Annotated in this window: 10 protein-coding genes; all 10 read left to right on the forward strand. The window is 42.6% G+C overall.

Features of this window, described 5'->3' with window-relative positions:
- The first annotated feature begins 29 nt into the window (after positions 1 to 29).
- The gene (gene pbpC, locus P3L44_RS07400; protein WP_140172319.1) at positions 30 to 2,351 is read left to right on the forward strand and encodes a peptidoglycan glycosyltransferase PbpC; all 2,322 of its coding nucleotides are present in this window, start codon (positions 30 to 32) and stop codon (positions 2,349 to 2,351) included.
- Positions 2,352 to 2,628: 277 nt separating this feature from the next.
- Positions 2,629 to 3,054, forward strand: a complete 426-nt coding sequence (ndk, locus tag P3L44_RS07405) for a nucleoside-diphosphate kinase (RefSeq protein WP_004264899.1) — start codon at positions 2,629 to 2,631, stop codon at positions 3,052 to 3,054.
- A 161-nt stretch (positions 3,055 to 3,215) separates the two neighbouring features.
- On the forward strand, positions 3,216 to 4,397 hold the full coding sequence (locus tag P3L44_RS07410; protein ID WP_004912645.1) for a bifunctional tRNA (adenosine(37)-C2)-methyltransferase TrmG/ribosomal RNA large subunit methyltransferase RlmN: 1,182 nt from the start codon (positions 3,216 to 3,218) through the stop codon (positions 4,395 to 4,397).
- A 202-nt stretch (positions 4,398 to 4,599) separates the two neighbouring features.
- The gene (gene rodZ, locus P3L44_RS07415; protein ID WP_140172320.1) at positions 4,600 to 5,544 is read left to right on the forward strand and encodes a cytoskeleton protein RodZ; all 945 of its coding nucleotides are present in this window, start codon (positions 4,600 to 4,602) and stop codon (positions 5,542 to 5,544) included.
- A 156-nt stretch (positions 5,545 to 5,700) separates the two neighbouring features.
- Positions 5,701 to 6,819, forward strand: a complete 1,119-nt coding sequence (gene ispG / locus P3L44_RS07420; protein ID WP_140172321.1) for a flavodoxin-dependent (E)-4-hydroxy-3-methylbut-2-enyl-diphosphate synthase — start codon at positions 5,701 to 5,703, stop codon at positions 6,817 to 6,819.
- A 219-nt stretch (positions 6,820 to 7,038) separates the two neighbouring features.
- Positions 7,039 to 8,316: a histidine--tRNA ligase gene (gene hisS / locus P3L44_RS07425; RefSeq protein ID WP_272662230.1), complete on the forward strand. Its 1,278-nt coding sequence runs from the start codon at positions 7,039 to 7,041 to the stop codon at positions 8,314 to 8,316.
- 10 nt (positions 8,317 to 8,326) lie between these two features.
- Entirely contained in the window at positions 8,327 to 8,950 is a 624-nt protein-coding gene (locus P3L44_RS07430; RefSeq protein ID WP_004264893.1) for a YfgM family protein, read from the forward strand.
- Positions 8,951 to 8,970: 20 nt separating this feature from the next.
- On the forward strand, positions 8,971 to 10,143 hold the full coding sequence (gene bamB, locus P3L44_RS07435) for an outer membrane protein assembly factor BamB (RefSeq protein WP_272662229.1): 1,173 nt from the start codon (positions 8,971 to 8,973) through the stop codon (positions 10,141 to 10,143).
- A 129-nt stretch (positions 10,144 to 10,272) separates the two neighbouring features.
- A complete protein-coding gene (gene der / locus P3L44_RS07440; protein ID WP_094961719.1) occupies positions 10,273 to 11,751 on the forward strand; it encodes a ribosome biogenesis GTPase Der in 1,479 nt (492 codons plus the stop codon).
- Positions 11,752 to 11,932: 181 nt separating this feature from the next.
- Positions 11,933 to 12,802 carry a 23S rRNA pseudouridine(2604) synthase RluF gene (rluF, locus tag P3L44_RS07445; protein ID WP_140172323.1) on the forward strand — a complete coding sequence of 290 codons (870 nt, stop codon included), beginning with the start codon at positions 11,933 to 11,935 and terminating at the stop codon, positions 12,800 to 12,802.
- Positions 12,803 to 12,818 lie beyond the last annotated feature (16 nt).

Below are 12,818 nucleotides of genomic sequence, written 5' to 3' on the forward strand. Positions count from 1 at the left end.
CTTTTAATTTATTTTCGGTACTCCCATCAATGAAAAAATGGTTACGCCGCACAGGCATTGCACTGGTTCTGTTGGTCATTATTTTGCCACTGGCTTTTCTAGCGGCTGATAAAATATGGCCGTTGCCGATTAAGCAAATTGAAATGGCTCGAACTGTGGTTGCTGCGGATGGCACACCATTGTGGCGCTTTGCAGACAAAGAAGGTATTTGGCGCTTTCCGGTTACACTCGATGAGGTTTCTCCTGATTTTATTGAAGCGTTATTAACGTATGAAGACCGCCATTTTTATCGCCATCCGGGGGTAAACCCGTTTTCGCTAGTTAGGGCCGCGGGGCAGTTTGTGAGTTCAGGGCGTATTGTGTCGGGCGGTAGTACCATTTCGATGCAAGTTGCACGGTTAATTGATCCCCATGAAAGAACATTGGGCGGTAAGCTGAAACAGCTTTGGCGTACGGCTCAGCTTGAGTATCACTACTCAAAAGATGAAATTTTAGAAATGTATTTAAACCGCGCTCCGTATGGTGGAACCATTGAAGGTATTGGAGCCGCTAGCTGGGTATATTTGAATAAGTCACCAGCAAAATTGACGGCGAGTGAAGCGGCTCTCTTTGCTGTTCTACCTCAAGCTCCTAGCCGTTTAAGGCCAGACCGTTATCCACAAAGGGCACAAGCCGCTCGTGATAAGGTGTTAGACAGGTTAGAGGAATACCAAGTTTGGAGCCCTGAAAAAGTTGCCGATATAAAACAAGAACAAATTTGGCTAGCACCGCGGAAGAATCCGCATTCTGCTCCTTTGCTTGCAAGGCGTGTGACTAAAAATACGCAAGACCCCATCATTGAAACCACTATCGACGCCAGTTTGCAAAGGCAACTGGAAGACATGGCAATGAATTGGAAAAACCAACTACCAAAACAAACTTCACTGGGGATTTTGGTGGTTGATCATACGGATATGGCAGTAAAAGCTTATATTGGCTCAATTGATTTCCAAGATGATAGCCGTTTTGGTCATGTGGACATGATTAGCGCTTGGCGCTCTCCAGGCTCAACGTTAAAACCTTTTTTATATGCATTAGCGATGGATGACGGGCTCATCCATGCGGAGTCGTTATTACAAGATGTACCGAGGCGCTTTAATGATTACCGTCCGGGGAACTTTGACAGTGGTTTTAATGGGCCAGTGAGTGTTAGTGATGCACTCGTTCGTTCATTAAATTTACCCGTAGTTCAGTTATTAGATGTGTATGGTAGTAAACGATTTACGGCTCAACTGCGTAATGTTGGGACTGAGCTGCGCTTTCCGTTAGGGAGTGAACCAAACTTGTCGCTGATTTTAGGCGGCACAGCCACACGGATGGAAGATTTGGTTTCCGCTTACAGCGCATTTGCGAGAAAAGGTAATGTGTCGCCGCTACGTTTTAAACCAACCGATAAAATTCGCGATAGAGCGCTGATGTCACCGGGAGCCGCGTGGATAGTGCGCCGTATTATGGGCGGGGAAGCACGCCCTGTTCCTGAGGCTAATTTATCAGGGCAACTTAATTTAGCATGGAAAACGGGAACCAGTTATGGTTATCGAGATGCGTGGGCGATTGGTGTTAATCCGCGTTATACCATCGGCGTTTGGGTCGGACGACCGGATGCAACGCCTGTTGCAGGGCAGCTAGGCTTTGCCACTGCTATCCCGATTATGAATCAAATCAATGGAATGTTACTGAGCAAAATTTACCTATCTCATGAACCGTTACCGAAAGATGTGAAGCCTGCCAGTGTTAGCCAAGCAGTGATTTGCTGGCCGGGAGGAACGGCATTACTGAAAGATGATAATAATTGCCGCCAAAGGCGCCTAAGTTGGATCTTGGATAATACGATCCCACCCACTTTAATGGCACGAGACCAAGAGTCACTCTTAGGGTTAAGACAAAAAATCTGGGTAAATAACAAAGGGCTACAAGTGGCGGCAGATTGCCCGAATGCACAGGAAAAAGAGGTACATTTATGGCCGATTACGGTGGAGTCATGGTTACCGAGTAGTGAAAAACGAGAAAATCGGTTACCTAAAGCAGATTTAGCTTGCCCTCCATTGAAATTAGAAACACCGCCATTATTGATTTCCGGTATACGTGATGGTGAAGTATTACAGCGCTTGCCAGGAAAAATCAGTTTAGATTTGCGTTTAGTCACACAGGGTGGGCAGGGTCAGAAATGGTGGTTCTTAAATGGAGAACAGGTGAACACAACAGAGCAAAATGGTTCTATTTTGCTGACACTCGATAAAAGTGGAAACTACCAAATTTCGGTATTGGATTTAAGCGGCCAAGTGACGGCAATGAGTTTTAGAGTGAAGTAATAGATGAAAAACGTGACTTACCCGAAAAAATAGTGTTTTTTGCTATAAAAAGTTTAACAAAATGTTGTTGTGACTGTAGGAAATTGTAATCAGAGCCCCTATAATCATCGCCTTATTTTTCTTTTTCCTAGACATGGTTGCTTTTGAAGTTTAAAAGCCTAACAATAGAATTAGAAATAATATAAAAAACTACAACATGCCTATTTTAAGTTCTTGCATCCTAAGTTACAGGGAAGAATAAAGAATAAAGGCCTAATGAATCGCTAAGAGGTTATTTATGACTGTTCAACGTACATTTTCTATTATTAAACCAAACGCTGTGAAGAAAAACGTTATTGGTGCAATCTACAACCGTTTTGAAAGCGCGGGTTTCACAATCATCGCCGCTAAAATGATGCATTTAACTCGTGAGCAAGCTGAAGGCTTCTACGCTGAACACAAAGGCCGTCCTTTCTTTGAAGGTCTGGTTGAATTCATGACTTCAGGCCCTATCATGCTGCAAGTGTTAGAAGGTGAAAATGCAATCCAACGTCATCGTGACCTGATGGGCGCAACTAACCCAGATAACGCGTTAGCAGGTACTTTACGTGCAGACTACGCAGACAGCTTCACTGAAAACGCAACTCACGGTTCAGACTCTGAAGAATCTGCTGCTCGTGAAATCGCGTATTTCTTCACTGCTGATGAAATCTGCCCACGCTAAGACTTCTTTAACTAATGCATTAGCATTATTGTTATAAAGTTTGTACAATGCGACGCCCTGCTATGATTAGCGGGGCGATTATATTTTTAAGACCGCAAAAATTACGTCGTGCTATACTCACCACTAGCACTGCCGAAAGTGTAACAACGAGGCAATACACCATGTCTGATATGACAACAGATGCACAATGTGCAACTTCTTCTGCTATTTCTGTCACGCCAGAAAAAACGAATCAAAAAACCAATTTACTTGATTTAAACCGCAAGCAAATGCGTGAGTTCTTTGCTCAAATGGGTGAAAAACCGTTCCGCGCGGATCAGGTCATGAAATGGATCTATCATTATTGCTATGATGATTTTGACCAAATGACCGATATTAATAAAGTTCTTAGAGCAAAACTAAAAGAAGTCGCGGAAATCCGTGCACCGGAAGTCGCTGACGAACAGCGCTCATCAGATGGTACCATTAAGTGGGCTATCAAAGTGGGTGACCAACTGGTTGAAACTGTATATATCCCAGAAGCAGATCGTGCAACATTGTGTGTCTCTTCACAGGTTGGTTGTGCGCTGGAGTGTAAATTCTGTTCCACGGCGCAACAAGGCTTCAACCGTAACTTACGTGTTTCGGAAATCATTGGTCAGGTTTGGCGAGCTGCAAAAATTATTGGTTCACTGAAATCCAGTGGACGCCGTCCAATTACCAACGTCGTAATGATGGGTATGGGCGAACCATTGCTGAATTTGAATAACGTCGTTCCTGCGATGGAAATTATGTTAGATGACTTCGGTTTTGGGTTATCTAAGCGTCGCGTAACGATTTCAACATCGGGTGTTGTACCTGCACTGGATAAGCTAGGCGATATGATTGATGTTGCGTTAGCGATTTCGTTGCATGCGCCAACAGACGATATTCGCGACGATATTGTTCCAATTAATAAAAAATACAATATTGAAACCTTCCTCAACAGTGTGAATCGTTATTTAACAAAATCGAATGCCAATGCAGGACGAGTAACCGTTGAATATGTGATGTTAGATCACGTTAACGACAGTGTTGAGCAAGCACATCAATTAGCGGAATGTTTAAAAAACACACCGAGCAAAATCAACTTGATCCCATGGAATCCGTTCCCAGGAGCGCCATACGGTAGAAGTTCGAATAGCCGTATTGACCGTTTTTGTAAAGTGTTGATGGGATATGGTTTTACCACAATAGTGCGCAAAACACGCGGTGATGATATCGATGCTGCCTGTGGGCAACTTGCTGGCGACGTGATCGACAGAACAAAACGAACGTTGAAAAAACGCTTAGCAGGGGAACCTATCAAGGTAAAAACAGTCTGATTTATAAATAGGCTTGAATCAGTGAATTAGGTGATGATTTAGGGCGTTTTAGAGTTAGGCAAAACGCCTTTGTTCACCTACAATAGTTGAAGCAATAAGAAAAATTTAATTGTTGTTTCAACATGATGATAAATTATTGACGAATAAAGCTGCTCAATGTTTGCTTTATATCTTTTAAACTTGGAAATAGTGTTGCCAGCAAATGACTATCGAAAATAATACCGAACAGACTACGACGACAGTCGGACAATTATTGATGCAAGCACGTGAGCGCATGGGGCTAACCCAAGATGTTGTTGCAGAACGATTATGCCTTAAAATCAGTACGGTAAAAGAGATAGAACAAGACATTGCACCCGCTGGTGTCGAACCGACATTTTTACGTGGTTATATTCGCCTTTATGCACGCATGGTAGGCATATCAGAAAGCGAATTAAAAACGTATATGAAAACGGAAGAGCCCGTCACATTAGCCAAAGTTTCTCCTATGCAAAGCTATTCTTTAGGGAAAAAGCGTAAAAAGCGCGAAGGTTGGTTAATGAAACTGACTTGGTTGATTGTGATCGTCCTCATTGCAATGGTTGGTGTATGGTGGTGGCAAGATCATAACGCACAAAAAGATGAATTAGTTTCAATGGCAAATCAAAATGATTTGATTTTGTCTCAGCAAGATAACAGCACAACCCCCGTTGAATTGCCGGCTTCAACAGAGATAGTCTCAACGGATACAGCGCCTGTTACACAGGAAAATACACTTGAATTACAAGGCCAAGAGCCCGTATTAACGGCTGACTCTGTTACAGAGCCAGTTAGAACAATTCCATTACCGAATGCACCACAATCTTCAGTTGCATTAGATAGAACACAAAATACAGAAACGACTGAACCTGTTGCAGTGAGTAGCCAAGCTCTGGTCTTGAATTTTACTGGGCAGTGTTGGTTAGAAATTCGTGATGCGAATAATAAAATTTTATTCAGTGGTACCAAAAATAATGGGGATAAGCTGGAACTTGATGGTCCGCAACCTTATCGTCTGAACATTGGTGCGCCGGCGAATGTGACGGTACAGTTCCAAGGTAACGCTGTTGATTTAAGCCGTTTTATTAAAGCGAAACGTCCAGCAAAATTGAAGTTACCTGAAGCCTAAAAACAAATAGGCAAAAAAAAGCAAACTATATCCGAAAACATCTTTTATGATAGGCTATGGTTTGCTTTCTTGTGTATAGTTGAGCGTATAAAAATAATCGTTAAAACTATACCACGGTAACAAAGAGCACATGGACGTTCGGAGAATTAAACCAAAATGCATAATGAATCACCGATAAAAAGACGTAAATCCACCCGTATTAATGTAGGTAGCGTACCTGTAGGCGATGGTGCTCCTATCGCTGTCCAGTCAATGACCAATACTCGTACAACTGATGTCGAAGCCACAGTTCGCCAAATAAAATCCCTTGAGCGCGTGGGTGTTGATATTGTGCGTGTTTCTGTTCCTACCATGGATGCCGCTGAAGCATTTAAACTGATTAAACAACAAGTTAATGTTCCATTGGTGGCGGATATCCATTTTGACTATCGTATTGCATTAAAAGTAGCGGAATACGGCGTTGATTGCTTGCGTATTAACCCAGGTAATATTGGTAGCGAAGAACGTATTCGCCAAGTTGTTGATTGCGCACGCCACTACAATATTCCCATTCGTATTGGGGTTAATGGTGGTTCCCTTGAAAAAGATATTCAAGAGAAGTACGGCGAGCCAACACCTGAAGCCTTAGTTGAGTCGGCAATGCGCCATGTGGACATCTTAGATAGGCTGAATTTCGACCAATTCAAAGTCAGTGTAAAAGCTTCTGATGTATTTTTAGCTGTCGGCTCTTACCGTTTATTAGCGAATAAAATTGATCAACCTCTGCATTTAGGTATTACCGAGGCGGGTGGCGCACGTGCAGGATCCGTAAAATCAGCGATTGGCTTAGGAATGTTACTGTCTGAAGGTATCGGTGATACTCTGCGTATTTCTTTGGCTGCAGACCCTGTTGAAGAAGTTAAAGTCGGTTTTGATATTTTAAAATCACTGCGTATTCGTTCGCGTGGCATTAATTTTATTGCTTGTCCAACCTGCTCACGGCAAGAATTTGATGTGATAGGCACGGTGAATGAGTTAGAACAGCGCTTAGAAGATATCATTACGCCAATGGATGTGTCGATTATTGGTTGTGTGGTCAATGGCCCCGGTGAAGCGGAAGTTTCTACGCTAGGTGTTGCAGGCGCAAAAACCAAGAGTGGTTTCTATGAAGACGGTAAACGTCAAAAAGAGCGCTTTGATAATGACAACATCATCGACCAATTAGAGGCTAAAATTCGAGCAAAAGCGGCGATGATGGATGAAAGCAAGCGGATTGAAGTCAACTTAAAAGATTAATTTTGTGTATTCTAATGCCAAGCGACTCATAGAGTCGTTTGGCGTATTTAGAACAAACGCTATATCAATTATCCGCATTTTTTTCTAAAATCGGTCGCTCACCGTACAAATTAACAGATAAATCCCGATTAGTATCAGTAATTGGTGTTTGTTGATTGAACCAGATGATATTTCGCTCTTATAATCAAACTAATGTAATTCTGAAAATAGAGAAATAAAGTGGGAAAAAATATCCAAGCCATTCGCGGCATGAATGATTACTTGCCAGCTGACACGCGTGTATGGCAGAAAATCGAGGCAACATTAAAAAATATTTTACAGGGTTATGGTTTTAGTGAAATTCGTACCCCGATTGTAGAGCAGACCCCGCTATTTCGCAGAGCGATAGGTGAAGTGACGGATGTCGTTGAAAAAGAAATGTACACTTTCAATGACCGTAACGATGAAAGTCTGACATTACGCCCTGAAAATACCGCAGGTTGTGTGCGTGCAGGTATTGAGCATGGTTTGCTGTACAATCAGGAACAGCGTTTGTGGTATTTAGGCCCAATGTTCCGTTATGAGCGCCCACAAAAAGGCCGTTATCGTCAATTTCACCAGTTAGGGGCTGAAGTTTTTGGTCTTGCGGGTCCTGATATCGATGCTGAAGTTATTTTAATGACAGCGCGCTGGTGGAAAGCGTTAGGCATTAGTGAGCATGTAACATTAGAGCTGAACTCGATTGGTTCATTAGAAGCGCGAGCTAATTACCGTGAGGCTTTAGTTGCTTTCTTAGAACAGCATAAAGATAAGCTGGATGAAGACTGCAAACGCCGGATGTACACAAATCCTTTACGTGTTTTGGACTCCAAAAATCAAGAGATTCAAGCTTTATTGAATGATGCACCTGAACTGTTTGATTACCTTGATGTCGAATCACGTGAGCACTTTGATGGTTTATGCAAATTGTTAGAAGCTGCTGGGGTTCAATACCGCGTAAATCAACGTTTAGTTCGTGGTCTTGACTACTATAACCGCACTGTTTTTGAGTGGGTAACCACGGCGCTGGGTTCACAAGGCACTGTTTGTGCGGGTGGCCGTTATGATGGCCTAGTTGAACAATTAGGCGGTCGTGCAACACCTGCGGTTGGTTTTGCCATGGGTATGGAACGCATGGTGTTATTAGTCCAAGAAGTGAACCCTGAATTTACAGCGGATGCTTCAGTCGCTGACGTTTATCTCTCTTCTTTTGGCGAAAATAGCCAACAAGCAGCGATATTAGTGGCTGAAAAAGTCCGTGATGCACTACCAACACTACGGTTAATGACTAACCACGGTGGTGGTAACTTCAAGAAACAGTTAGCAAGAGCGGACAAACAAGGCGCTAAAATTGCACTGATCTTGGGGGAAGATGAAATTAAAAATAACCAAGTCACAGTGAAAGACTTACGTACTGGCGTACAAGAAACTATTTCGCAGCAACTTATGGCGTCACGCATCGCCGAATTATTAGGTTAAGGAGAGACAAGTGGAAGTCTATACAAACGAAAATGATCAAGTCGATGCGATTAAACGCTTTTTTGCGAATAATGGCGTGGCATTAGTTATTGGTCTCGTCATTGGCGTTGGTGGTGTATTTGGTTGGAACTACTGGCAGTCCCATAAAACCAATGTACTGCAAGAAAGTGCACAAAAATTTGAAACAGTAAACGCCCAATTACGTTCGGGTTCAGATCAGGCTATTGCTGCGGCGCAAAAATTTGCGGCTGAAACTGACGATGTATACAGTGCGATGATGGGTTTAGAGCTTGCGCAAATTGCAGTGGATAAAGGTGATTTAGCTAACGCACAAACTGCATTGACCAATGCATTAGCCAAAGCAAAAACTGTGGATATGCAAGATTTAATTAACTTGCGTTTAGCGCGAGTGCAATTAGCCCAAGGTAATGCTGATGGCGCGATAGCGTCAGTGGCAAATATTAAAAGTAAGTCATGGCAAGCAACGGCACAGGATGTCCGTGGCGATGCCTTACTCCACAAGGGTGATAAAGCAGGCGCAAAAGCCGCTTACACTCAGGGGTTAGAAAGTGAAGGCTCTCAATCTATTAGAGGTATTTTGACTCTGAAATTGAACAACGTATCTAATTCATAAGAAGAAAGGAAACGACAAACATGCAGTTGCGCAAAACACTTTTAGTTGGCCTAGTCGCTTCAGCTTTACTTGCCGGTTGTTCCAGCGAAACTGATTCTATTATCATGGCGCCACTTCCACAGGTTGAAAATCAATTCACCCCATCAATTGTTTGGGATAAATCTGTTGGAAATGGTGTTGAACAATTTTATTCTGAATTATCAACGGTTTGGGATGGCTCAGCCGTTTATGCAGCAGACCGAAAAGGTTTAGTTAAAGCCTTTGAACTCGACAGTGGTAAAGAACTATGGTCAGTCGATTTATCTAAACGAACGGGTTTTCTTTCTGCTAATTTATCTGCATTATTATCCGGTGGTTTAACCGTTGATGGCGACAAAATCTTTGTGGGTACTGAGCGTGGAACAGTTATCGCTCTTAACAAAGAAGATGGTCAAGTCGCTTGGGATGTCGAAGTTGCAGGTGAAGCCCTTTCTAAACCTGTAGTGAGTAATGACCTTGTTGTTATTCATACCAGTAATGGTCAACTGCAAGCTTTAGACGTCAATAGCGGGGAAATCAAGTGGACTGTTAACATGGATACCCCATCGTTGTCATTACGTGGTGAATCTGCTCCAGCAGTTGCCTTTGGTGCTGCGATTGTGGGGGGGGATAACGGTCGTGTCAGTGCAGTGTTATTGTCTCAAGGCCAATTAATTTGGCAGCAACGCATTTCGCAAGTGACCAGTTCTACAGAAATCGGCCGCTTAAATGATGTCGATATGACACCAATTATTGATGACGGCAAAGTGTATGCGATTGCTTATAATGGCACATTGGCAGCACTGGATATGCGTTCAGGTCAAATCCTATGGAAACGTGAACTGGGCTCAATCAATGATATGGTAATGTCAGGTGAAAACCTGTACCTCGTTGACCAAAGTGACCGCGTATTGTCTGTTCGTAAAAGCGATGGTGTGACACTGTGGACACAGGAAGACTTACTAAACCGCGGGTTATCTGCACCAGAAATGTATAATGGCTATCTTGTTGTCGGTGACAAAGAGGGTTATCTGCATTGGTTAGACATGAGTACGGGTGGGTTTGTTGCACAAAACAAACTAAACAGCTCTGGTATTCACAGTCGCCCAGTGGTTGCAAGTGATAAACTAATGGTTCAGACAAAAAACGGAACAGTTTACCTGTTAACACGTTAATTTTCTGACAAACCGCCAATTTATCGATAAAATCAACGGTTCCTGAACACAGGAGCCGTTTCGTTTTTTGTTTTCTGAGTTAAAGCCTCAGAATTCCTTTAGTTAATAAAAGTTGTGAGGCATCTAAGAATGATACCCGTCGTAGCGCTGGTAGGGCGTCCAAACGTAGGAAAATCCACGTTATTTAACCGTTTAACCCGTACCCGTGACGCATTAGTAGCGGACTTTCCCGGTCTGACTCGTGATCGCAAATATGGTCGTGCAGAAGTTGAAGGTCACGAATTCATTATTATCGACACGGGTGGTATCGATGGGACTGAGGAAGGCGTAGAAACGCACATGGCCGCACAGTCCTTGCAAGCAATTGAAGAGGCAGATATTGTTCTGTTTATGGTCGATGCAAGAGCAGGACTAATGCCTGCGGATGAAGGCATTGCCAAACATCTTCGTAGCCGCAAGAAAAAAACTTATTTAGTGGCAAACAAAACAGATGGTATTGATGTCACAACAGCAATCGGGGATTTTTACTCTCTTGGTTTAGGGGAAATTCATCCTATCGCTGCATCACATGGCCGCGGTGTCACTCAGTTAATAGAACAATCGTTAAAACCTTTTGTTGCTGAAGATGAAGAAGAAGTCGAACTGACCGAAGAAGAAGAAAATGCGGCATATTGGGCAGAGTTAGAAGCTCAAGGTGAGCTTGATGAAGACGAAGAAGATGACTTCGATCCAACAACATTACCGATTAAATTAGCCATCGTTGGCCGTCCGAATGTCGGTAAATCGACATTAACCAACCGTATTTTAGGTGAAGAGCGTGTTGTGGTGTTTGATATGCCAGGAACCACACGTGACAGCATTTACATCCCAATGGAACGCGATGAGCGTGAGTATATTTTAATCGATACCGCCGGTGTGCGTAAGCGTGGAAAAGTTACAGAAACAGTGGAAAAATTCTCTGTTATCAAAACATTGCAAGCGATTGAAGACGCGAACGTCGTACTCTTAGTTATCGATGCAAGGGAAGGTATTTCAGACCAAGATTTATCTTTACTTGGCTTTATCCTCAATGCGGGGCGCTCATTGGTGATTGCAGTCAATAAATGGGATGGTATGAAGCCAGAAGACCGCGAGCACGTAAAAGACATGCTTGAACTGCGTCTTGGTTTTGTTGATTTCGCACGAATTCACTTTATTTCTGCATTGCATGGCAGTGGCGTGGGTAACCTATTTGAATCAGTGCAAGAAGCTTATGAATCTGCAACTCGTCGAGTGGGAACGGCATTATTAACGCGCATCATGAAGATGGCAGAAGATGAGCACCAACCACCGCTTATTCGTGGTCGTCGTGTTAAAATGAAGTATGCCCATGCTGGGGGACACAATCCACCAATTGTGGTGATCCACGGTAACCAAGTTTCTGATTTACCAGATAGCTATAAGCGTTATTTGATGAATTACTTCCGCCGTTCATTGCAAGTGATGGGAACGCCAATTCGAATTCTGTTTAAAGAGGGAGAAAACCCTTATGCAGATAAGAAAAATAAGTTAACGCCAACCCAGTTGCGTAAGCGTAAGCGTTTAATGCAGCATTTGAAAAAACGCTAGTCAATAAGGCGCTGATGAAAGCTTAATTAGCCCTATTGAACGCATAAAAGCCGTAACAAAGTCATTATGTTACGGCTTTTTAATATTATCTGGATAATACTTTAAGAATGAATATCGCCCTTACGTTACTAGCATATATCATGATGAACGTAAGGGTAAGAATCAAAGATTGAGGAAAATTATGGACACTCGTTCTTCTACACGTTTAAACAAATATATTAGTGAAAGTGGTATTTGCTCAAGGCGTGAAGCTGACCGTTATATTGAACAAGGTAATGTATTTATTAATGGTAAGCGTGCAGGAATTGGCGACCAAGTTTTTGCTGGTGACGTGGTAAAAGTTAATGGGCAATTAATCGAACCGCGCAATGAAGAAGATTTAGTGTTAATCGCACTCAATAAGCCAGTCGGTATTGTCAGTACGACAGAGAGTGGTGAAAAAGATAATATTGTTGATTATGTTAACCACAGTACCCGAATTTTCCCAATTGGCCGCTTAGATAAAGACTCTCAAGGGCTAATTTTTCTCACCAACCATGGGGATTTGGTGAATAAAATTTTACGGGCAGGCAATTCTCATGAAAAAGAGTATTTAGTCACGGTCAATAAACCCGTAACGGATGAATTTATCCGTGGAATGGGTGCTGGAGTACCCATTCTTGGAACAATGACGAAAAAATGTAAGGTTAAGAAAGAGGCTCCTTTTGTTTTTAGAATTACGCTTGTGCAGGGACTAAACCGTCAAATTCGTCGTATGTGTGAGCATTTTGGCTTTGAGGTCACCAAACTTGAACGCGTTCGCATCATGAATGTTAAATTGACAGGCATTCCTGTCGGGGAGTGGCGTGATTTAACCGATGATGAATTGATTGAATTATTTGATATGATGGAAAAATCTGAATCAGACGTAAAATCGAAAAAGCCACAGAAGTCAGCTTCTGCTAACAAAAGTAATACAAAGCAGACTTCGCCAAGTAAACCCAAAGTAAAACCAGAAAACCCGACACGCAAAAAGTTTACACAACCAGGCAGAAAAAAGAAAAAACGTTAACGTGCAGGTTTAATGA

It is taken from the genome of Providencia sp. PROV175 (genome assembly GCF_032707045.1).
In the GTDB taxonomy this organism is placed as follows: Bacteria; Pseudomonadota; Gammaproteobacteria; order Enterobacterales; family Enterobacteriaceae; genus Providencia; species Providencia hangzhouensis.

What these genes read in the sequence shown, in the direction of transcription:
- der (WP_094961719.1), top strand. Translation starts at nt 10,273, where the DNA reads ATGATACCCGTCGTAGCGCTGGTAGGGCGTCCAAACGTAGGAAAATCC.
- rodZ (WP_140172320.1), top strand. Translation starts at nt 4,600, where the DNA reads ATGACTATCGAAAATAATACCGAACAGACTACGACGACAGTCGGACAA.
- ndk (WP_004264899.1), top strand. Translation starts at nt 2,629, where the DNA reads ATGACTGTTCAACGTACATTTTCTATTATTAAACCAAACGCTGTGAAG.
- bamB (WP_272662229.1), top strand. Translation starts at nt 8,971, where the DNA reads ATGCAGTTGCGCAAAACACTTTTAGTTGGCCTAGTCGCTTCAGCTTTA.
- ispG (WP_140172321.1), top strand. Translation starts at nt 5,701, where the DNA reads ATGCATAATGAATCACCGATAAAAAGACGTAAATCCACCCGTATTAAT.
- rluF (WP_140172323.1), top strand. Translation starts at nt 11,933, where the DNA reads ATGGACACTCGTTCTTCTACACGTTTAAACAAATATATTAGTGAAAGT.
- P3L44_RS07410 (WP_004912645.1), top strand. Translation starts at nt 3,216, where the DNA reads ATGTCTGATATGACAACAGATGCACAATGTGCAACTTCTTCTGCTATT.
- pbpC (WP_140172319.1), top strand. Translation starts at nt 30, where the DNA reads ATGAAAAAATGGTTACGCCGCACAGGCATTGCACTGGTTCTGTTGGTC.